The 19,681-nt window shown below is 70.1% G+C and carries 20 protein-coding genes; 9 read left to right on the plus strand and 11 right to left on the minus strand.

The window, feature by feature from the left end; genetic code table 11:
- The first annotated feature begins 94 nt into the window (after window positions 1-94).
- From ACZ6ZP_RS32940 to ACZ6ZP_RS32950, 3 genes are all read left to right on the plus strand, one after another.
- Complete coding sequence (locus ACZ6ZP_RS32940; protein WP_160506782.1) at window positions 95-337, plus strand: SCO4848 family membrane protein; 243 nt, start codon at window positions 95-97, stop codon at window positions 335-337.
- A gap of 30 nt (window positions 338-367) precedes the next feature.
- Window positions 368-1,663, plus strand: coding sequence for a metallophosphoesterase (locus ACZ6ZP_RS32945; protein WP_469409449.1), 1,296 nt, complete (start codon window positions 368-370; stop codon window positions 1,661-1,663).
- Between the two features lie 147 nt (window positions 1,664-1,810).
- Window positions 1,811-2,233, plus strand: coding sequence for an ATP-binding protein (locus tag ACZ6ZP_RS32950; protein WP_351172800.1), 423 nt, complete (start codon window positions 1,811-1,813; stop codon window positions 2,231-2,233).
- A gap of 59 nt (window positions 2,234-2,292) precedes the next feature.
- On the opposite strand, the gene ACZ6ZP_RS32955 is transcribed toward ACZ6ZP_RS32950, so the two are convergent.
- Both ACZ6ZP_RS32955 and ACZ6ZP_RS32960 read right to left on the minus strand, forming a co-directional pair.
- Window positions 2,293-3,738 carry a sensor histidine kinase gene (locus tag ACZ6ZP_RS32955; protein ID WP_383820047.1) on the minus strand — a complete coding sequence of 482 codons (1,446 nt, stop codon included), beginning with the start codon at window positions 3,736-3,738 and terminating at the stop codon, window positions 2,293-2,295.
- Window positions 3,735-4,469 carry a response regulator transcription factor gene (locus tag ACZ6ZP_RS32960; RefSeq protein WP_351172806.1) on the minus strand — a complete coding sequence of 245 codons (735 nt, stop codon included), beginning with the start codon at window positions 4,467-4,469 and terminating at the stop codon, window positions 3,735-3,737. The genes ACZ6ZP_RS32955 and ACZ6ZP_RS32960 overlap by 4 nt, the downstream gene beginning before the upstream one ends.
- 171 nt (window positions 4,470-4,640) lie before the next feature.
- On the opposite strand from ACZ6ZP_RS32960, the gene ACZ6ZP_RS32965 reads away from it, so the two are divergent.
- Complete coding sequence (locus tag ACZ6ZP_RS32965; RefSeq protein ID WP_469409613.1) at window positions 4,641-7,082, plus strand: MMPL family transporter; 2,442 nt, start codon at window positions 4,641-4,643, stop codon at window positions 7,080-7,082.
- A 37-nt stretch (window positions 7,083-7,119) separates the two neighbouring features.
- Here ACZ6ZP_RS32965 and ACZ6ZP_RS32970 read toward each other — a convergent pair whose 3' ends face one another.
- Window positions 7,120-8,046 carry an SMP-30/gluconolactonase/LRE family protein gene (locus ACZ6ZP_RS32970; RefSeq protein WP_469409453.1) on the minus strand — a complete coding sequence of 309 codons (927 nt, stop codon included), beginning with the start codon at window positions 8,044-8,046 and terminating at the stop codon, window positions 7,120-7,122.
- Window positions 8,047-8,157: 111 nt separating this feature from the next.
- On the opposite strand from ACZ6ZP_RS32970, the gene ACZ6ZP_RS32975 reads away from it, so the two are divergent.
- Window positions 8,158-8,610 (plus strand): Lrp/AsnC family transcriptional regulator, encoded by a 453-nt coding sequence (locus tag ACZ6ZP_RS32975; protein WP_351172812.1) that lies wholly within the window; start codon window positions 8,158-8,160, stop codon window positions 8,608-8,610.
- Here the strand turns inward: ACZ6ZP_RS32975 and ACZ6ZP_RS32980 are convergent.
- The 8 genes from ACZ6ZP_RS32980 to ACZ6ZP_RS33015 form a co-directional block, all read right to left on the minus strand.
- Window positions 8,607-9,062 carry a VOC family protein gene (locus ACZ6ZP_RS32980; RefSeq protein WP_351172814.1) on the minus strand — a complete coding sequence of 152 codons (456 nt, stop codon included), beginning with the start codon at window positions 9,060-9,062 and terminating at the stop codon, window positions 8,607-8,609. The two genes, ACZ6ZP_RS32975 and ACZ6ZP_RS32980, sit on opposite strands and share 4 nt — an antisense overlap.
- 220 nt (window positions 9,063-9,282) lie before the next feature.
- On the minus strand, window positions 9,283-10,332 hold the full coding sequence (locus ACZ6ZP_RS32985) for a hypothetical protein (RefSeq protein ID WP_351172823.1): 1,050 nt from the start codon (window positions 10,330-10,332) through the stop codon (window positions 9,283-9,285).
- A gap of 20 nt (window positions 10,333-10,352) precedes the next feature.
- The gene (locus ACZ6ZP_RS32990; RefSeq protein ID WP_351172826.1) at window positions 10,353-11,000 is read right to left on the minus strand and encodes a hypothetical protein; all 648 of its coding nucleotides are present in this window, start codon (window positions 10,998-11,000) and stop codon (window positions 10,353-10,355) included.
- Window positions 11,001-11,171: 171 nt separating this feature from the next.
- A complete protein-coding gene (locus ACZ6ZP_RS32995) occupies window positions 11,172-11,942 on the minus strand; it encodes a succinate dehydrogenase iron-sulfur subunit (protein ID WP_351172829.1) in 771 nt (256 codons plus the stop codon).
- The gene (gene sdhA / locus ACZ6ZP_RS33000) at window positions 11,942-13,696 is read right to left on the minus strand and encodes a succinate dehydrogenase flavoprotein subunit (RefSeq protein WP_351172832.1); all 1,755 of its coding nucleotides are present in this window, start codon (window positions 13,694-13,696) and stop codon (window positions 11,942-11,944) included. Before sdhA ends, ACZ6ZP_RS32995 begins: the two co-directional genes overlap by 1 nt.
- Before the next feature lie 16 nt (window positions 13,697-13,712).
- Window positions 13,713-14,195, minus strand: coding sequence for a succinate dehydrogenase hydrophobic membrane anchor subunit (locus tag ACZ6ZP_RS33005; protein ID WP_351172835.1), 483 nt, complete (start codon window positions 14,193-14,195; stop codon window positions 13,713-13,715).
- An 8-nt stretch (window positions 14,196-14,203) separates the two neighbouring features.
- Window positions 14,204-14,584: a succinate dehydrogenase, cytochrome b556 subunit gene (sdhC, locus tag ACZ6ZP_RS33010; RefSeq protein ID WP_351172838.1), complete on the minus strand. Its 381-nt coding sequence runs from the start codon at window positions 14,582-14,584 to the stop codon at window positions 14,204-14,206.
- 149 nt (window positions 14,585-14,733) lie between these two features.
- Entirely contained in the window at window positions 14,734-15,285 is a 552-nt protein-coding gene (locus ACZ6ZP_RS33015; protein WP_351172841.1) for a 2-oxo-4-hydroxy-4-carboxy-5-ureidoimidazoline decarboxylase, read from the minus strand.
- A gap of 248 nt (window positions 15,286-15,533) precedes the next feature.
- Between ACZ6ZP_RS33015 and ACZ6ZP_RS33020 the strand changes: the two genes are divergently transcribed.
- The 4 genes from ACZ6ZP_RS33020 to ACZ6ZP_RS33035 all read left to right on the plus strand — a co-directional run bounded on the left by ACZ6ZP_RS33020 (window position 15,534) and on the right by ACZ6ZP_RS33035 (window position 19,670).
- Complete coding sequence (locus tag ACZ6ZP_RS33020; RefSeq protein WP_351172844.1) at window positions 15,534-17,141, plus strand: beta-N-acetylhexosaminidase; 1,608 nt, start codon at window positions 15,534-15,536, stop codon at window positions 17,139-17,141.
- Between the two features lie 202 nt (window positions 17,142-17,343).
- On the plus strand, window positions 17,344-17,850 hold the full coding sequence (locus ACZ6ZP_RS33025; RefSeq protein ID WP_351172847.1) for a hypothetical protein: 507 nt from the start codon (window positions 17,344-17,346) through the stop codon (window positions 17,848-17,850).
- 76 nt (window positions 17,851-17,926) lie between these two features.
- Window positions 17,927-18,505 (plus strand): hypothetical protein, encoded by a 579-nt coding sequence (locus tag ACZ6ZP_RS33030; RefSeq protein ID WP_351172875.1) that lies wholly within the window; start codon window positions 17,927-17,929, stop codon window positions 18,503-18,505.
- A 289-nt stretch (window positions 18,506-18,794) separates the two neighbouring features.
- Window positions 18,795-19,670 carry a hypothetical protein gene (locus tag ACZ6ZP_RS33035; RefSeq protein ID WP_361468589.1) on the plus strand — a complete coding sequence of 292 codons (876 nt, stop codon included), beginning with the start codon at window positions 18,795-18,797 and terminating at the stop codon, window positions 19,668-19,670.
- The last annotated feature ends 11 nt before the right edge of the window (window positions 19,671-19,681 follow it).

The raw sequence follows: 19,681 nt of genomic DNA on the forward strand, positions 1-19,681 counted from the left end.
CGCCGCCGAGGTGGACAGTGTCGCGGGCGCCTCGGACGGCGCGGGCTCCCCACCCCGGCGGCGGTCCGGAAAGGAGGCTCGCGATACTGAACGCATGAAGCTCAGCCGCCCGGTCTCCTGGTTCCTGCTCGCCTTCGGCGTGTGGAGCTGGTTCATCTGGATCACTTTCGTCAAGAACCTGTGGAAGGACGGCAGCGGGCTCGCCTTCGATGACGCAGGCGACCCGACCGCGTACTTCTGGGTCCACCTGACGCTCGCCGTCGCCTCCTTTGTCTTGGGGACGGTGGTAGGGGCCATCGGGTTGCGCGGAGTCCGTGCCTTGCGCCGTACGTCATAGCTGATCAGTCACTCCTGAGGGGCGCGCTCCGTGGTCATCCTGTTCGTGCTGGCCGGTATCGCCGCGCTCGCGGCCCTCGCCGGCATGCAGTGGTACGCGTGGCGACGCCTGGTGCGGGACACCACCGCCGGGCCCGGGTTCGCCCGGCGCGCGGGCACCGTGGTCTTCGTGGCGGGACCGCTGCTGATGTTCGCGGCGGTCGCCAGTGAGCGGACCGGTGCGCCGTTCTGGCTCCAGCAGGTGCTTGCCTGGCCGGGCTTCATGTGGATGGCGCTGTCGATCTATCTCGTGCTCGCGCTTCTTGTGGCGGAGCTCGTACGGCCCTTCTTCTTGAGGCGTCGCACGAATCCCACCCCTACGGAGGACTCCGCTACGGAGCGCTCCTCGACGGAGAGCCCCGCTCCGGAGGCCCTCTCCACGGAGAGCCCCGCCCCGCAAGCCCCGGCCCTCGCCCCAGCCCCCGCCCCCGCCCCCGCAGAAGTCCGCACCGAGCGAGCCGCCCCCTCGCGCCGCCTCTTCGTCTCCCGGATCGTCGGCGGGACCGCGGCGGCCGTCGCCGTCGGAACGGTCGGCCAGGGAACGTACGGTGTCCTGCGCGGCCCCCGGGTCAAGCGCGTCACCGTGCCGCTCGCCAAGCTGCCGCGCGGGGCGCACGGGTTCCGGATCGCCGTGGTCAGCGACGTCCACCTGGGGCCGATTCTCGGACGCGGCTTCACCCAGCGGGTGGTCGACACGATCAACGGCACACAGCCCGACCTCATCGCGGTCGTCGGCGACCTGGTCGACGGCAGCGTCGAGGACCTCGCGCCGGCCGCCGCCCCGCTCGCGCAGCTCCGCGCGCGGCACGGCACGTACTTCGTGACCGGCAACCACGAGTACTTCTCCGGAGCCGAGCAGTGGGTTGATCACGTACGCGAACTCGGCCTGCGCCCCCTGGAGAACGCCCGCACCGAACTGCCCGGCTTCGACCTCGCGGGCGTCGACGACGTGGCGGGCGAGCGCGAGGGGCGCGGGCCCGACTTCGCCAAGGCGCTGGGTGACCGGGACCGCTCGCGGGCCTCCGTGCTCCTGGCCCATCAGCCGGTCGTCATCCACGACGCCGTCAAGCACGGCGTGGACCTCCAGCTCTCCGGGCACACCCACGGCGGACAGCTGTGGCCAGGCAATTTCATCGCCGACCTGGCCAACCCGACGCTCGCCGGACTCGAGCGGTACGGCGACACGCAGCTGTACGTGACGCGCGGCGCCGGTGCGTGGGGACCGCCGGTGCGGGTCGGGGCGCCGTCGGACATCACGGTCGTCGAGCTGGCCTCCCGCCGGGCTTGATCGAGTGTCGGTTCGATGCGGTAGGAACCTGGCTGGATACAACCGGGCCACAAGGTGACGGTGTGACACCGGGCACTACCTCTGCGCAGCATTAAGTGTTGGAAGTGTGTGCGGTTCTTGGCGCTTTGGTGTGCCATAGGGGGAACGTTGTTACGACGTCAGGCTTTCTCGCTGCCGCCGCACCCGGCATCCGTCTCGCTCGCCCGACTCCGCGTTCATGATCATCTCGCCGCCTGGGGGCACAAGGAGGAGAGCGGGGCGCTCCAGGACACCGTGCTCCTCGTGTCGGAGCTGGCGACGAACGCCGTCTGTCACGGACACGTCCAGGAGCGGGAGTTCGAGGTCGCGGTCACGGTGCTCGCCGACGGCGACTGCTTCATCGAGGTCTCCGACGAGAGCCCGACCAGGCCCGAGCTGCGGGAAGTGGGCCCCTGGGAGGAGAACGGCCGCGGCCTGCGCCTCCTGGACGGCCTCGCCGAGGCGTGGGGCGTCTGGCAGCGGGGACGGCACGGGAAGACGGTCTGGGCGCTGGTGCGGGGCCGAGACGCCCGGCAGGCAGCCTTGCCGTGACAGCCGGCAGCTCTGCCGTGGCCCACGCGCAGCCTCCCCCTGGCACACGCGCGGCACCCTCAATCAGCCCTTCGCGCGGGCAACGTGACCGTCACCGTGAGCCCCGCCCCCGGCGCCGTCTCCACCCCCACCTCGCCGCCGTGCGCCACGACGACCCCCTGCACGATCGCCATCCCGAGCCCGCTGCCCGCGCCCCCGCCCGCACGGAAGAACCGGTCGAACACACGCGCCGCGTCCGCCGCCGCGAGACCGGGCCCCTCGTCCGCGACACGCAGCCGCACCACCCCGTCCTGCCGCTCCACGCCCAGCGTGACCGCCGCGTCGGCGGGCGTGTGGACCCGTACGTTGCCCAGCAGATTGCCGAGCACCTGGCGCAGCCCCGACTCGTCAGCGCGCACCAGCACCGCCCCGTCGGCACGGACCGTCAGCGGGCGCTCCGGCTCCTGCACCCGCAGGTCGTCGGCGGCGTCGCGCACCAGGCGGCTCAAGTCGACGTTCCTGAAGCGCAATTCCGGCTGCTGGTCCAGGCGGGCCAGGGTGAGCAGCTCGTCCACGAGGTGTCCCATCCGGTCGGTCTCTGCGATGACGCGGCTCCACGCGCGCGTGCGCTCCACCGGATCGCGGAGCATCCCCTTGTCGTACAGCTGGAGGTAGCCGCGGATCGCCGACAAGGGCGTACGCAGCTCGTGCGAGGCGTCGGCGACGAAGCGGCGCAGCTGCGCCGAGCTGCGCTCGCGGGTCTCGAAGGCGGTCTCGACCTGGTGGAGCATGGAGTTGAGGGCCAGACGCAACTGCTCGGTCTCCGTCGCCGGGGCGCGGCTGGAGGGAACGCGCCGGGTCAGATCGCCCTCGGCGATGGCCGACGCGGTCTCGACCATGTCCTCCAGGGGGCGCAGCCGGTGGTGCGCGGAGATCATCGTCAGGACGGCGAGCAGCCCCAACAGGACCACTCCGAAGGCGGCGTCCAGCTTGAGCGCCTTCTTGATGCCCGACTCGACGTCCTCCGTGTCCGCGGCCATCAGGACCGTCGTGCCGTCGGCGAGCTCCGCGCCCACCATGCGGTGGGCGTCGCCGCCCAGGTCGACGTCCTGCGGCTCGGACTCGTCGGCGACCGCCGCGGGGTCGTCCACGGCGGCGGCCAGGGCGCGCTGGCGCGGGGTCGGGGCGAGCGAGCCGATGGAGACGGGTTCGCCGCGCTCGTCCACCGCCACGAACACCGTGTCCCCGCGCGGGAGCGCGCTCGCGCGCTCCTTGCCGCCGGGCGAGAGCTTGTCGAGCACGATGCCCAGCTCCCTGAGCCTCTCGATGTCCTTCATGGTGAGCCCGGTGTCCAGCAGCGAGCTGCGCGACTGTGTCAGTTCGGCGTCCACGCTGTCGAGCAGATAGTGGCGCATGCCCATCACGCTCACGCCGGTCGCCACGATGACGCCGAGGGCAAGGAGAGCCACGTTCACCCACGTGAGCTTGGCGCGCAGCGAGCTCATGCCGCGGTGCGCACGCCTCATGCGAGGCCGTATCCGACGCCCCGCCGAGTCGTGATCACCGGCGGGCCCAGCGCGTCCAGCTTGCGCCGCAGATAGCTGATGTAGGTCTCCACGACGGTCGACTCGGCCTGGTGGTCGTACTGCCACACATGGCGCAGGAGCTGCTCCTTGGGCACCACGCGGCCGCCGTTGCGCACCAGGAAGCGCAGCAGGGCGTACTCGGTGGGTGTGAGCTGCGCCGTGCGGCCCGCGCGGCGCACCACGTACGTCGTCTCGTCCAGCTCCAGGTCTCCGTAGCGCAGCGGCGGGCGCTGGGGCAGGACGTCGCCCGCCCTGGTGCGGCGCAGGACCGCGCCGATCCGGGCGATGACCTCGTCGATGTTGAACGGCTTGGTGATGTAGTCGTCACCGAAGCCGAGCGCGCCCACGACCTCGGCGGGCGCGTCCCGCGCGGTCAGGAAGAGCAGGGCCATCTCGGGCCGCCGGGCGCGCAGTTCCCTGGCCAGGGCGCGACCGTCGCCGTCCGGCAGCATCACGTCCAGGAGCGCCACGTCGGGCCGGGTGCTCTCGGTGAGCGCGAGGGCCTCGCGCACGGTGCCCGCCACCATCACGTCGAAGCGGTGGTAGCGCAGGGCGATGGCGAGCACGTCGGCGATGCTCGGTTCGTCCTCCACGACCAGGACGGTGGCCCCGGCGCCCGGTCCCGCTGGCACTCCGACATCTGTTCCCTGCTGGCCTTCGGCGTGGCTCATGCCCTCAGTATCGGTTCGGGCGTTGTACGAAGTCCCGGTCCGTGCCTTGGAGTTCCTTGAGAATCATGGCCGCGCCGAGCCGTAGCAGCGCGCCGCCGCCGATGCTGAGGCTCCTGAAGGAACGGACCCGGGGGACCTGGCGACGCGGAGGAGGAGTGGAACGTGGCGGCATTGGCGCGATGGTGCTATCGGCACCGTCTGGTGGTTCTCGTGCTGTGGGTGGGAGCCCTGTTCGGTCTGGGGGCGGCGGGGACCTCGGCGGGGACCGACTACTCGAATGTGTTCTCCCTGCCGGACACGGACTCCAAACGCGCGTACGACCTGATGACGAAGGCGTTCCCGGAGAGCTCCGGAGACACCGACACGGTCGTCTGGCGCGTCGACGCGGGGGCCTCGGCCCGTGACCAGGACGTACGTTCCCGGATCGAGCCCGCGCTCAAGGAGATCGCCGGCATGAAGGGCGTCGGCGAGGTCGCGAGCCCCTACGCGTCCAAGGAGGCGGGCGCGGCCCAGACCAGCGAGGACGGACGCATCGCCTACGCCCAGGTGACCTTCGCCGAGGAGGCGAACTCGGTCCCCAAGGAGCTCGTCCAGGACGTCGTGGACACGGCTCAGGACGCCGAACGCGCGGGACTCCAGGTCGAGCTGGGCGGCCAGGCCATCACCCGCATCCAGGAGCCGCCCACGGGCATCGCCGAGATGGTGGGCATCGCCGCCGCGGCAGTCGTCCTCTTCCTGGCCTTCGGCTCGCTCTTCGCGATGGCCCTGCCGATCGTCATCGCCGTCTTCGGAGTGGGCCTCGGCATGCTCTCGACGATGCTGCTCAGCCACGTCACGGACATCCCCGAAGTGGCCCCGCTGCTCGGCTCGCTGATCGGCCTGGGCGTCGGCATCGACTACGCGCTCTTCATCGTCACGCGGCACCGGCGCGGCATCCTGCGCGGCATGGAGCCCGAGGAGTCCGCGGTGCAGGCCCTGAACACCTCGGGCCGCGCGGTGCTCTTCGCGGGCGGCACGGTGTGCATCGCGCTCGCCGGGATGCTGGTGATGAACATGCGCTTCCTGGACGGCGTGGTCATCGCGGCCTCCCTGACGGTGGTCCTGAGCGTCCTCGCGGCCATCACCCTGCTGCCCTCGCTCCTCGGGCTGCTCGGCCCCAAGGTGCTCAGCCGCAAGCAGCGGCGGCGCCTCGCCGCGACGGGGCCGGAGCCGGCCGAGGCGAGCGGTCTCGCGGCGCGCTGGTCCTCGTACGTCCAGAAGCGTCCTCGCTCGATCGCGGCGCTCGCCTTCGTGGTGATGGCCTTCCTCGCGCTGCCGCTGCTCTCCTTGCGGCTCGGCGCGACCGACCAGGGCAACCACCAGGAGTCGACGACGACCCGGCAGGCGTACGACATGCTGGCCGAGGGATTCGGTCCGGGCTTCAACGGCCCGCTCCAAGTAGTGGCCGAAGAGACCGACACCACCGCCCTGGTGACGACCATCCGCGAGACGGAGGGCGTCGCGCGGGTGGCGGCGGCCCCGCCCGCGGAGGGCATCTCGGTCATCAACGTCGTCCCGTCCACGTCCCCCCAGTCCGAGGAGACGGACCAACTCATCGACCGGCTAAGGGAAGACGTGATCCCGCAAGCCGGAGTCGAGGCCCACGTCGGCGGCGTCACCGCCGTCTTCAAGGACTTCGCCGCGGTGACGGGCGACCGACTGCCCTACTTCGTAGGAGCGATCATCGCGCTCGGCTTCCTCCTGCTGCTGATCGCGTTCCGCTCGATCGTGGTGCCGCTGACGGCCGCCCTGATGAACCTGATCGCGGCGGCGGCGTCCTTCGGTGTCCTCGTGGCCGTCTTCCAGTGGGGCTGGGGCACGGAGTTTCTCGGCGTCGGCAAGGAGGGCCCGATCACCGCCTTCCTGCCCGTCATCATGCTGTCGCTGCTCTTCGGGCTCTCGATGGACTACCAGGTGTTCCTGGTGAGCCGCATGCACGAGGAATGGGTGCACACGAAGGACAACGCCCGAGCGGTGCGGGTGGGCCTCGCCGAGACCAGCAGGGTCATCAACTGCGCGGCCCTGATCATGATCTGCGTCTTCTCCGCGTTCGTCCTGAGCGGCGACATGGAGGGCGCGATGGCGGGCATCGGCCTGGCGGCGGCGGTCGCCCTGGACGCGTTCATCCTGCGCACGGCCCTGGTCCCGGCCGCCATGCATCTGCTCGGCCGCTCCAACTGGTGGCTGCCCGCGGGCCTGGAGAAGCGCCTCCCGCACCTGGCGGTGGAGCCGCGGGAGGCACCGGAGGGGACGGCGACCGTGCCCCGCGCGCGCGTGGGGGAGTCCGACGGCGAAGGCGCCGCCTCCGTGGTGCACGGTTTCATCCGCACCGCGGAGGGCGAACCGGTGGAGGGCGCGATCCTGACCCTCTTGTCCAAGGGAGGCCGCCAGCTGGACCGCGTCACCTCCCTCGCCGACGGTTCGTACATCGTCGCGGCCCCGTCGGCGGGCGCCTACACGCTGGCCGTCACGGCCCCCGGCTACGCGGCCCGCGCGCGGCACATCGCGGTCGCGGACGAAGCGCTCGTGTACGACGTGGAGCTGGCGGTGGGCGAGATGGACACGGTGAACTGAGCGCCCCGCACCGGAGGGCTCGGGTGCGGGCTCCGGGTCAGGGGGACGTCGTCCTGACCCGGGGCAGCCCGGTCACCGACATCACCAGCGAATAGAGCGACGTCGTCGCCGCGATGAAGAGCCGGTTGTTCCTCGGCCCGCCGAAGGCGATGTTGGCGACGGGCTCGGGGACCGTGAGCCGGCCGATCAGGGTGCCGTCGGGGTCGTAGCAGTGCACCCCGTCGTGGAAGGCGGCCGCCCACAGCCGGCCTCCGTCGTCGAAGCGGATGTTGTCGAAGCCGGTCTTCGACTCGGCGAAGACGACGCCGTCCGAGAGGGTCCCGTCGTCGCGCACGTCGAAGGCGCGGATCGCGGCAGCGCGGGAGTCCGAGACGTACAACTGCCGCTCGTCGGGCGAGAAGACGAGGCCGTTCGGCCCGTCGAAGCCGTCGGCGACGATCCGCACGTCACCGGTCACGGGGTCGATCCGATAGACGTTGCAGGCGCCGATCTCGGGGGTCGCGCGATGTCCTTCGTAGTCGCTGGTGATCCCGAAGTCAGGGTCGGAAAACCAAACTGACCCGTCCGAGCGGACCACGGCGTCGTTCGGGCTGTTGAACCGCTTGCCCTCGAAGCGGTCGGCGAGGACCGTGACACGGCCGTCGTGCTCGGTGCGGGTGACGCGCCGGTTGCCCTGCTCGCAGCAGATCAACCGGCCCTCGCGGTCCAGGGTGTTGCCGTTCACGTACCCGGCGGGTGTACGGAAGACGCCGACGGTGCCGGTCGTCTCGTCCCAGCGCAGCAGCCGGTCGTTGGGGATGTCGCTCCAGACGAGCTGCCGCCAGGCGGGCAGGTAGAGCGGCCCTTCGGCCCAGCGGCAGTCGTCGTACAGGACCTCCAGCTTGACGTCCCCGTTGGCGCACCGTCCTGTGCGGAAGCGCTCGTCCAGAACCTCGTACGACGTAGGCACTTTCTCGGAAGACATGACCACCCCTGTCTGACGCATGCATGAATGATATTCGGTGACAGGAGGATATTGCAGTACGAGATATGGTGTACGTCAAGGATGGATGAACGGAGAGCGGGAGCGCAGGCGATGGACGACACCGACCGAGAACTGCTGGCACTGCTGCAACAGGACGCGGCACAGTCGTACGCGACCCTGGGCAAGGCGGTGGGTCTTTCGGCGGGCGCGACCCACGAGCGGGTGCGCAAACTGCGCGAGCGCGGGGTGATCCGGCGCACGACGGTCGATGTGGACCCGGCGGCCGTGGGCCAGGGCGTGCTGGCCTTCGTCATGGTCGACTCGACGGCCTGGATGGGGGACCGGGCGGCGGACTTCGCCGCGATCCCCGAGCTGCAGGAGGCGCACGTCATCGCGGGCACGGCGAGCGTCCTGGTCAAGGTCCGCACGGCGACCACGGAGCAGCTCCAGGACGTGCTGCGGCGGCTGTACGCGATCGAGGGGGTGAGCGGCACGCAGGCGACGGTGTCGCTGGAGACGTTCTTCGAACGCCCGGTGCCGCCGAGGATCAGCCCCGCCGGCTAACTCCGCGCCAGCTCCGGCCGCTTGCGGTAGTCGGTGAATCCGACGACGTTGCCCCACGGGTCGGAGACTTCGACGGTCCACCCGGTGGCCACGGAGAAGGGCGGCGCGAGCGCCTTGATCCCGGCGGCCTCCAGCGCCCGCCCGGCGGCCCGGGCGTCCCCCACCTCCAGCCACACCCGGGGCGTGGCCCAGGCCGATGGCCGGTGCTCGACGCCCTCCTCAACCCGCAGCAGGATGCCGGGCGTCTCCTTGCCCACCTTCAGGATCGCGAGCCCGATCTCGTCGATCCGGTGCGCCACGGGGAACCCGGCGCGCTCGTAGAAGGTGACGGCCTCTTCGAGGTCGCCGACGGGGAAGAGGACGTTGTCGAACCCGAGCAGCTCGGCCGACTGCTCACCGGATTGACGAACGGACTGGTCAACGGACAGGCCGACCGACTGGTTGTCTGACATTCCGTCAGAGTAGGTCGGCAGGTGATGATTCGGCCGCATCGTGGGTGGCTGGCGGGGCGCTCGGACCAATCGTCGCCCAAACGGCCCAGACAGATCCGTTCGGGCCGGGTCGTGTCGCCCCCCCGGCACGTGCCACGTTCTCGGGGGCTCGTGCCATCCCGGCCGGTCAGCCGAGACTCTGCCCGCTCATTACTTTCGACGCGTCGTCGGCGAAGTCGTGCTATCGGTTGATGGACTGGATCTCCTGGACCTCGACGTCCTGCGTGCCGTCGAAGGTTCCGTTGGGGAGGTCGCCGCCGGTGCCGCCGGAGCCCTCCCAGGTGATCTCCCAGGTGATGGACGCCTTCAGCTGGAACGGCTTGCCGCCGGTGGCTCGCTGGTACGCGATGCCGCACGGCGGGTCCTCCTTGGAGGAGCCCTTCGTGTACGGGGTGCCGATGCTGCCGTCGTCGTCGACCTCGCAGTCGCCGGACGCGGGGAAGGTCCGCGCGTCCGCCGTGCCGGGCTCCAGGTGGAGCCCGACCGGCTTCGCCGTGGTCTCCGCCCACAGGCCCGTACCGGGCAGCTCGGCCCGGACCTTGACGTCCTCGAAGGTGCCCTTGTCCAGCCAGACCCAGGTGGGCAGATTCACCGTCGACCTGGCTTCGGGCTTCAGCTCGACCTTGGTGTCGGGGACCTTGATCTTGTCGTACGCGTAGGAGGCGAGGACCTTGGGCGTGGGCGCGTTGGCGATCTTCGGGAGGGTTCCGGCGTCCTGCCAGAAGAGGATCTCCTGGCAGTTGTACGCCTCCGGATCGTCCTTCATGTCAGGGTTGACGACGCCGCGCCAGAACTTGCCGTCCTTGTCGAGGTTGAAGTTCTTGTAGGCCTTGATGCCGTCGCTCGGGGACTTGCCCTTCTCGAAGGTGTCCACCATCAACTGCTCGCCCCAGCTGAGCGAGGGCGTGACCGGTACCAGGTTCTCGTTGGGCGTCTTCTTGAGCTGGTCCGTCGCGGCCTTCACTTCCTCGGACGTCGCCACGGGCTCGTACCAGCAGGCCGGGGGCTTCCAGTTCGGATCCACGGGGGCGAGCGGCTTGGCGGCCGAGCCCGACTTCCCGCCCGAGACCTGCGCGACCGTGACGTTCGTGGCCGTGGCTCCGGCGGTGAGCGAGTTCCCGGAGGCGCCGCCGGAGGGGCCTGCGGGCGGATGGTCGTTGTCCTCGCCGAACGCGTGCGCCGCCGTCGGCCAGGCGCCGAGGGCGAGCACCAGAGTGGTGAGAACGGGCAAGGACCTCTTCAGCGCCCTCGTCACTTGTCGCAACCCCCGCGCACCGTCTCGAGCGAAACGGTGCTCCAGACGCCCTCGGACGTCTTCCTCAAGGTCGTGCGGTACTGGAGGACGGGGTTCACGTCGTCAGGAGTGCCCGTCTTCTCCTTGGTCTTGCGGTCCAGGGTGTAGCCCTTGCTCTCGTCCACGCAGTAGAAGAGCACGCCCCCACCGGTGTCGGAGATGCTCACCTGCGGATTGAAGACCCTGGCCTTGCCGATCAGGTTGTGGTTGTTGTCCACGTAACCCTTGATGTACGTCCTTGACGACGTCAGAGCCTGCTCCGAGTTGTAGAAGCTCACCGCCTCGGACTTCGGGTCCGAGTCGATGATGGCCAGGTACTCCGCCTTCAGGCGCTCCTTGCCGTCGTCCAGGATCGCCTGCTTCTTCGGGTCGCTGTTCCGCCACCCGGCGAAGTCGGCCTTGAACGAACCCGGCAGCTCCACCTCCGGCCGCTTCGCCCCGCCCGGCTTCGCCGACGCGCTCGCGGATGCCTTCGAGCCGCCGTCACCCGCGCCCTCGATCTTGTCCGAGGAGTCCTTGTCACCGCCCCCCGATCCACACGCGGTCAACAGCAGGGCCGCGGACGCGGTCAGCGCGGCCGTCATGAGACGGATGGAGCGGTTCACTCTGGACTCTCCCGTGGGGTGGAGTTGTTGATGGGTGATGCGTGTACGTGGTGGTGGTGTGTGTGGGGTGGCACAAGCGAATACACGCTATCTGTGGGGCCGCTGAGGACGCACGTGGGCCCCGCTCCTCGAAGGAGCGGGGCCCACGTCAACGTACGGGCAGAGAAGAAATCAGAAGCGACGCGTGATCAGCGCGCGCTTCACTTCCTGGATCGCCTTCGTGACCTCGATGCCACGCGGGCACGCGTCCGTGCAGTTGAACGTCGTGCGGCAACGCCACACGCCGTCCTTGTCGTTCAGGATCTCCAGGCGCTGCTCGCCCGCCTCGTCACGCGAGTCGAAGATGAAGCGGTGGGCGTTCACGATCGCCGCGGGGCCGAAGTACTGGCCGTCGTTCCAGAAGACCGGGCACGACGACGTGCACGCCGCGCACAGGATGCACTTCGTCGTGTCGTCGAACCGCTCGCGGTCCTCCGGCGACTGCAGGCGCTCGCGCGTCGGCTCGTTGCCGGTGGTGACCAGGAACGGCATGACGTCGCGGTACGCCTGGAAGAACGGGTCCATGTCGACGACCAGGTCCTTCAGGACCGTCAGACCCTTGATCGCCTCGACCGTGATCGGCTTGGACGGGTTGAGGTCCTTGATCAGGGTCTTGCAGGCCAGGCGGTTGCGGCCGTTGATGCGCATGGCATCCGAGCCGCAGATGCCGTGGGCGCAGGAGCGGCGGAAGGTCAGCGACCCGTCAAGCTCCCACTTGATCTTGTGGAGGGCGTCGAGGACACGCTCCTTGGGGTCGATCTCCACCTGGAAGTCTTCCCACGTCGCGTCCGCCGAGACCTCGGGGTTGAAGCGGCGGATGCGGAAGGTGGCCGTGATGTACGGGGAGTCGGCGAAGCCGGCCTCGGGCTTGGCGTCTTCCTTGTCGAGGGTCGGGGTTGCCATCAGTACTTACGCTCCATCGGCTGGTAGCGGGTCTGCACGACCGGCTTGTAGTCGAGCCGGATCGACTCGGCGCCGTCGTCGCCTACCTCGCGGTACGCCATGGTGTGGCGCATGAAGTTGACGTCGTCGCGGTTCGGGAAGTCCTCGCGGTAGTGACCGCCGCGGGACTCCTTGCGGGCCAGGGCCGACTGCGCCATGACCTCGGCCAGGTCGAGCAGGTTGCCCAGCTCGATGGCCTCCAGGAGGTCGGTGTTGAAGCGCCGGCCCTTGTCCTGGATCGAGACGTTGAGGTAGCGCTCGCGGAGCTCCGCGATCTTCTCCACCGCCGTCTTGATCGTCTGCTCCGTGCGGAACACCATGACGTTGGCGTCCATGGTCTCCTGCAGCTCCTTGCGGAGCTCGGCGACCCGCTCGTTGCCCGTGGCGTCGCGCAGGCGCTCGACCTGGGAGACGACGAGCTCCTCGGCGTTCTCCGGCAGCTCGATGAAGTCGTTCTTCGCCGAGTACTCCGCCGCCGCGATGCCCGCACGACGTCCGAAGACGTTGATGTCCAGGAGCGAGTTGGTGCCCAGACGGTTGGCGCCGTGCACCGACACGCAGGCCACCTCGCCCGCCGCGTACAGGCCCGGGACGACCGTGGTGTTGTCCGCGAGGACCTCACCCTGGACGTTCGTCGGGATGCCGCCCATGGCGTAGTGCGCGGTCGGCTGGATCGGGATCGGGTCCGTGTAGGGCTCGATGCCGAGGTACGTACGCGCGAACTCCGTGATGTCGGGCAGCTTGGCGTCCAGCTGCTCCGGCGGGAGGTGCGTGAGGTCGAGGTAGACGTGGTCGCCCTCGGGACCGCAGCCGCGGCCCTCACGGATCTCCGTGTAGATGGAGCGCGAGACGACGTCACGGGACGCGAGGTCCTTCATGACCGGCGCGTACTTCTCCATGAAGCGCTCGCCGTCCTTGTTACGGAGGATGCCGCCCTCACCACGGGCGCCTTCCGTGAGAAGGATGCCCATGCGCCAGATGCCGGTCGGGTGGAACTGGAAGAACTCCATGTCCTCCAGCGGCAGACCGCGGCGGTAGCAGGCCGCCTGGCCGTCACCCGTCAGCGTGTGCGCGTTCGACGTCACCTTGAAGAACTTGCCGGTGCCGCCCGACGCGTAGACCACGGACTTCGCCTGGAAGAGGTGGATCTCGCCGGTCGCCAGTTCGTAGGCGACGACGCCCGCGCTCTTCTTGACGCCGTCGACCTCCACCAGGAGCTGGTCGAGGACGTAGAACTCGTTGAAGAACTCCACGCCCTCCTTGATGCAGTTCTGGTAGAGCGTCTGGAGGATCATGTGGCCGGTGCGGTCGCCCGAGTAGCAGGCACGGCGGACAGGAGCCTCGCCGTGGTTGCGGGAGTGACCGCCGAAACGGCGCTGGTCGATCTCACCGGCGGGCGTACGGCCGAAGGGCAGGCCCATCTTCTCCAGGTCGAGGACCGCGTCGATGGCCTCCTTCGCCAGGATCTCGGCGGCGTCCTGGTCGACCAGGTAGTCGCCGCCCTTGATCGTGTCGAAGGTGTGCCACTCCCAGTTGTCCTCCTCCACGTTGGCGAGCGCGGCGGCCATGCCGCCCTGCGCCGCGCCCGTGTGGGAGCGGGTGGGGTAGAGCTTCGTCAGGACCGCGGTGCGGCTGCGCTTCGTCGCCTCGATGGCCGCGCGCATGCCCGCGCCACCGGCGCCGACGATGACGGTGTCGTACTTGTGAATCTTCACTGGGTTCGCCTCGGCTTTAGCGGATGTTCGGGTCGAAGGTGAAGATCACCAGCGTGCCCAGAAGGATGGTGAACACCGTGGCGGTGTACAGCAGGCCCTTGAGCCACAGGCGCGTGTTGGCGCGCTCCGCGTAGTCGTTGATGACCGTGCGCAGGCCGTTGGCCCCGTGCAGCATCGCGAGCCACAGCATCAGCAGATCCCAGACCTGCCAGAACGGCGAGGCCCAGCGACCGGCGACGAAGGCGAAGCCGATCTTGCTCACGCCGCCGTCGAGCACCAGCTGGATCAGCAGGTGGCCGAGGACCAGGACGACCAGGACGACGCCGGACAGGCGCATGAAGAGCCATGCGGCCATCTCGAAGTTGCCGCGGGTCGAGCGCGGGGTCTTGGAGGTGCGCTTGCGCGGCGCCTCGATGAGGGGAGCCGGGTTGTCGACGTCGTAGAGCGAGGCGCCTTCGACGGGACCCACTCCGGCTTTGTCGAGCGTGGTGTCGGACATGTCTGGCGTCAGCTCCCGAAGACTTCGCGGACGGCGTGGCCGAGGACCGGGTAGAGCGCCCCCACCATCAGGACGACCCAGATACCCATGACGGTCCAGAGCATCTGCTTCTGGAAGCGCGGGCCCTTGGACCAGAAGTCGACGGCGATGACACGCAGGCCGTTCAGGGCGTGGAAGAGGATGGCGGCGACCAGGCCGTACTCAAGGAGTGCGACGAGGGGGGTCTTGTAGGTGCTGACGACATCGTCGTACGCCTCCGGGGAGACGCGGACGAGAGCGGTGTCCAGCACATGCACGAACAGGAAGAAGAAGATGAGGACGCCGGTGACTCGGTGAGCCACCCAGGACCACATTCCTTCCCGGCCGCGGTACAGCGTTCCAGCCGGCACGGCAGAACCCTCCGGGAGCGGGGATTGGGGCCAGCCGGCTTGGGTGGTCGGACGGGCCCGGCCGGGTACGGTCCACCGGCCGCTCGTCATCGTATCGACGAGTTGTCGGTTCGCTCGCGCGGGGTAGCCAGGTGTGATCAAACAGGCAATCAAACAGGCACGTACGGGCTATTCAGGTCGTGCACGAGTCGGGTGAGTCGCCCGCGTGCGAGCTTCCTCAGTTCCTCGGCCGCAAGGACCCGCTCTTCCTCCGGGTCGTTGGCCAGACGGGCCCGGATTCCGGCGAGCAGATGGTTCAGCGCCTGGCTCGGCGGGACGTCGTCCAGGCAGATCACGAAGACGTGACCGAAGCGGCTCTCGTACGCGGCGTGCGCGGCTTGCAGGGCGGTGTCCGCGGCGCTGTAGGTCCCCTGCCGGGGGATGACCGGACGCAGAGGTTCGCAGGCCAGAGCCTCGGCGAGGTCCGCGAGCGGCAGGTCGTACGCCGCTTCGTCGGACGCGGCGAGCAGGGCGTCCAGGTCGGGATACGGCCGGTGGGCGACGAGCCTGCGGGCCCAGAGGTGGCTGCCGCAGCAGGTGAGAAAGGCGGCTTCGGCCGCGCCGGGCTCTGCGGTGTTCAGTTGCTCCGGGGTGCGGTTCGGCTCCGCCGGGGGTCTCGGTGAACTGTGCGGGGGCAGCGGGGGCTCCTGGGCAGGGGGCATCGACGAGGGACGCGTGGGGGGATTTGTCGTAACGCTAGCGAGGCTTGGTGGGGACTGTCTGACGGATGCGTGAATTTCACCCGGATGGGAGAGTTTCGCTTCGCGTGGTGGACGGGGTGGCCTCGGGCCCCGCTCTACCGTGGGCGGATGACTGCCGCCTGTGCCGCCCGGTGGGGGGTTCTTCGTGCCGCCGCCGCGCGGCGGATTTCTCCTGCCCACCCACCCGTCTACCCGGCAGGAGACCCTGGATGATCCCCCGCCCCGTCGCCATCGCGGCCGCAGCAGTCGCCGCCGGAGCCGTCGCCCTCACCGTGGCCGTCTGGCCCGACGGCGGGAACGGCGGCGCGCCCGCCGATCCCCCCTCCGACAACAAGTCCGCGGTCTCCCCGACCCCCTCGCCCACGAAGTCGTACCCCCTCTCCAAGGCCCCCTCCACCATCCCCGCCGTACGCGAGCACAAGGCGGCCCGCGGCCCGGGATGGAAGCCGAAGGACGGCGGGCGCGTGGTCGTCTCCGACGGCGACCTCGCCGACGAGGGCAAGCTGCTCGCCGGGGAGCTGAAGCTCAAGTACGCCGGTGACGCCGACCCCCGCGAGGGCGACGTGCAGCTCGCGCTCACCCCGGAGGAGTCCAAGGCGTCCGGCACGTCCGACGGCAGGGACGAGTCGTACTCCCTCTCCGTGAAGGGGCAGCGGGTGAAGATCACCGCCCCCGAGGAGTCCGGCGTCTTCTACGGGACCCGCACCCTGAAGCAGGAGGTGCGCGGCGGCAAGGCCGCGCCCGAAGGCGTCGTGCGCGACCGGCCCGCCAAGCCCCGGCGCGGCTTCATGATCGACATCGCGCGCAAGCACTTCGACGCCAAGTGGATCGAGGACCGCATCCGCGAGCTCGGCGACCTCAAGTACAACGAGATGGGCCTGCACTTCTCCGACGACCAGGCCTTCCGCATCGAGTCGAAGTCGCACCCCGAGATCGTCTCGCGCGACCACCTCAGCAAGGCGCAGGTCCGCCGCATCCTCAAGCTCGCGGCCGGCCGCCACATCACGGTCGTGCCCGAGATCGACTCGCCGGGCCACCTCGGCGCGGTCATCGCCGCGCACCCCTCGCTCCAGCTCCGCGACACCCGTGGCGTCGCCGCGCGCGGCGCGGTCGACATCTCCAAGCCGCAGGCGGCGGAGATCGTCGACGATCTCCTGGAGGAGTACGCGGATCTCTTCCCGGGGCGCTTCTGGCACCTCGGCGCCGACGAGTACCGCGCCCTCACGGTCAGCGACCCCGAGGCCAGCTACCCGCAGCTGGCGTCCGCCGCCCGCGAGAAGTACGGCTCCGGCGCCCGCGTCCAGGACCTCGCGACCGGCTGGCTCAACGACCGGGCCGAGACCATGCGCCCCTACGAGCGCGGGCTCAGGGCCTGGAACGACGGCTTCTTCCGCGGCGGGGTGGAGAAGGCGGACGAGGACCTCGAAGTCGCGTACTGGACGGGCAAGGAGATCGGGGCGAGGGAGCCGGTCGAGTATTTGAAGGACGGGCGGAAGGTCGTCAACTACAACGACGAGTACCTCTACTACGTCCTCGGCCAGCCCAACACCTTCCGCTATCCCACCGGGCAGCGGATCTACGAGCAGTGGACGCCGCTGGTGATCCGCGGGACGAAGCCGGTGAGCGCCGAGTACGACGACCAGATCCTCGGCGGCTCCTTCGCCGTCTGGTGCGACCTGGCGGGTTCGCAGACGCAGGAGCAGGTGGCGCGGGGAATCCGGATGCCGCTGCGGGCGACGGTCCAGAAGCTGTGGGACGCGCGGAAGCCGGGCCTGTCCTGGGACGAGTTCGTGAAGCTGGCCGATCAGGTGGGGTAGGCCGTGGGGCGGGGGTCGTGGGGCGGGCCGGGAGGCAGGCCATGAGGCAGGCCGTGGGGCGGGTCCCGCGCCGGAGAGGTCCGCGAGATCCGTTTTCTGCTTTTTGGTGGCGAACTTGCCTACGTCTGTGGTGTATTCGGCCAAAGCCGATCGCAGCCGTCGAGCGCAGTTGAGCAGAGTCGACCCACGGGGGGACGAGAGCATGGGCTACTGGGGTTATTACGTCGTGGGCAGGAGCGAACGGCCGCTCGTGGAGCTCGCGGCGGTGGCGGGGGTGCGGGACGAGCTCAGCCTTCTCGTGCGGCGGGACGACGGCTGGCAGGTGTGGGAGGTGCCGGGCGGCGACGGCACGCGCGACGTCGGCAACATGAACACCCTGGCCCTGGAGACGGGTTCGCCCGCCCTCTTCGGCTACGTCATGGACAGCGACTGCGTGGTCGTCGAGGCGGCGGCCCCCGCGAGCGGCGTGTGGACGACGTGCCTGGCCCGCGAGGCGATGGCCGGGTACATCGGCGACGACGGCCTGAGCCTGGACGACTACTTCCTCGAACCGCGCGACGCGGCCGACCGGGCGGTGACGTGGGCGGCGGAGTCGGGCAGGACGGTGACGGCGGGGCCGCTCCTCGACGTACTGAACGCCGCGGCGGAACCCTCGGCGGAGGAGCTCTTCTTCCGCTTCCTCGACCGCCTCGGTGTGGTGCCGCAGTGACGTTCCTGGAGGCCCGCACGCAGTAGGGGACGTGCATTGTCCGCAACGGGAGGCGTACGACATGGGCGGCCCGAGTCTGAGTCTGGTCGAGCTGATCGCCGAAGCCGACACCAGGGGCTTGGCGGCGAGCGGTCTCGCCTGCCTCGACCGGTGTGTGCCGCTTCTCGGCGGCGGTGACGAGGTGCTGCGCCCGCTGTGGGGCAGCCTCGCGGAGGGCGGTTCCTGGGACGTGGCGCTCGCCGAGGTCCGGGCGCGGCTCGGCGGTGCCGACGTCCTGGAGGACTCCACCGCCGACGAGGCCATCACCCTCGCCTACCGCATGCTCGGCGCCGTGCCCTCCACGCGTTCCGCCGCCGAGCTGCGGGAGTGGGCCGACGCCTGCTCGGTCGCCGCGCTGCAGATCCACCGGCTGCTCGACACCGCGCCGGACGCAGGCGCGGGCCCGCCGTCCCTGAGCGCGCGGCGCGAGGGCCGTACGGACGGAATGTCACCGCTGGTCGCCGCGGAGCTGCGGCGCCAGGTGCGCATCCTGGAACTGCTGGCCAACCAGGGTGCGGGCGCAGGGGCGTTGCGCCAGGCGCTGGAGGTGTCGATCGAGGGCCGGCGCGTCCTGCGGGCGGTGGTCTCGCGACGGGAGCGGGGGAGCAGGGTCTAGCTCTTCGCGGGGCGGGCGGTGCGCTGTCGCGATCAACAGGGTGTGGTGGCGAGTCCGCCGAAGACGATCGCCGGGTCCGAGGCGCGGGAGTGTGAAGTGACCCTGCGTGTACGGGAGTTCATGTAGCGTTACCTCGACCACTGCCTCGTACGGCACTTCATGGCGTGCGAGGCGGCCCCCGTCCCCGGCTGCAACCGGTGGCGAGGGCCTTCACCCCGAGTGCAACACCCGAAATGGAGCACCCGAAATGCTTCGTCATGTTATCGCGCCTGCCCGATTCTTCTCTCAGGTGCCCAACGAAATCATCCGCCATCCCCGGCTCTCCTCCGACGCCGTCCGGCTGTTGACCTGGCAGCTCTCCCTCCCCGCCGACGCCGCCGATTCGCTGTCCAAGACGGCCCAGAGCGCGGGCATCGGCAAGGTCGCCTTCCTGCGCGCCAAGCGGCAGTTGAAGGAGGAGGGGTACGTCCACGAGTGGCGCGAGCAGGTCGAGCGTGGGCGGTGGCGGACCCGGCAGCTCGTGTCGAACGTGCCGCTCGGCCGCGACGAGGCGGCCCGCGTCAGCGAGGGATCGCCGCAGGTCGCGCCGGTGGACGTCGTACCGGCCGTCGGCGCCCCGACCGGTCGGGACGTCGGCCGTCTTCCAGATCAAACCCCCGTGGGGAACACCCTCCAACCGTCCCCGGACGCCCACCGAACCGTCGACGCCCTGCACCGGCTGGACCCCCGCCTCCGCGTCCCGCGCGGCATACTGCCCGAACTGGCGGCCCTCGCCGAGGAGTGGCTGGCCGCCGGGCACACCGTGGACGGCGTACAGGACGAGATCCGTCGCCAACTGCCCAGCCGGGGAGCGCCCGTTCACCGCCCCGGCGGACTCGTCCGGTACGTGTTGCGGACCGTCCCGCCCCTGGACGTACCGCCCGCTCCAGGCGCGGGCGTCTCCCAGATGGTGGAGTGCGCGGGGGCTCACGTCCAGCCGCGTCTCTTCCGTCCCCTCGCCGATGAGATCCTCTGCGCCGACTGCCGTCAGGCGCGGGCGGAGACCACTGCCGGGCCGCCCGAGGCCACCGCCGCACGAGGCGCGGACGCGGTGCGCGCTGCCCTGCGGCGGGGCGGCGGGCCTGGGGCGGCATACGGCGAGCGCCGTGCCGCTCCCCAGACCTGAGGGGAGCAGCA

It is taken from the genome of Streptomyces sp. NPDC054047 (genome assembly GCF_055585065.1).

Coding starts and splice junctions, on each gene's coding strand:
- ACZ6ZP_RS32940 (WP_160506782.1), top strand. CDS start 95: ATGAAGCTCAGCCGCCCGGTCTCCTGGTTCCTGCTCGCCTTCGGCGTG.
- ACZ6ZP_RS32955 (WP_383820047.1), bottom strand. CDS start 3,738: ATGAGGCGTGCGCACCGCGGCATGAGCTCGCTGCGCGCCAAGCTCACG.
- ACZ6ZP_RS32960 (WP_351172806.1), bottom strand. CDS start 4,469: ATGAGCCACGCCGAAGGCCAGCAGGGAACAGATGTCGGAGTGCCAGCG.
- ACZ6ZP_RS32970 (WP_469409453.1), bottom strand. CDS start 8,046: ATGTCTTCCGAGAAAGTGCCTACGTCGTACGAGGTTCTGGACGAGCGC.
- ACZ6ZP_RS32975 (WP_351172812.1), top strand. CDS start 8,158: ATGGACGACACCGACCGAGAACTGCTGGCACTGCTGCAACAGGACGCG.
- ACZ6ZP_RS32980 (WP_351172814.1), bottom strand. CDS start 9,062: ATGTCAGACAACCAGTCGGTCGGCCTGTCCGTTGACCAGTCCGTTCGT.
- ACZ6ZP_RS32995 (WP_351172829.1), bottom strand. CDS start 11,942: ATGGCAACCCCGACCCTCGACAAGGAAGACGCCAAGCCCGAGGCCGGC.
- ACZ6ZP_RS33005 (WP_351172835.1), bottom strand. CDS start 14,195: ATGTCCGACACCACGCTCGACAAAGCCGGAGTGGGTCCCGTCGAAGGC.
- ACZ6ZP_RS33015 (WP_351172841.1), bottom strand. CDS start 15,285: ATGCCCCCTGCCCAGGAGCCCCCGCTGCCCCCGCACAGTTCACCGAGA.
- ACZ6ZP_RS33020 (WP_351172844.1), top strand. CDS start 15,534: ATGATCCCCCGCCCCGTCGCCATCGCGGCCGCAGCAGTCGCCGCCGGA.
- ACZ6ZP_RS33025 (WP_351172847.1), top strand. CDS start 17,344: ATGGGCTACTGGGGTTATTACGTCGTGGGCAGGAGCGAACGGCCGCTC.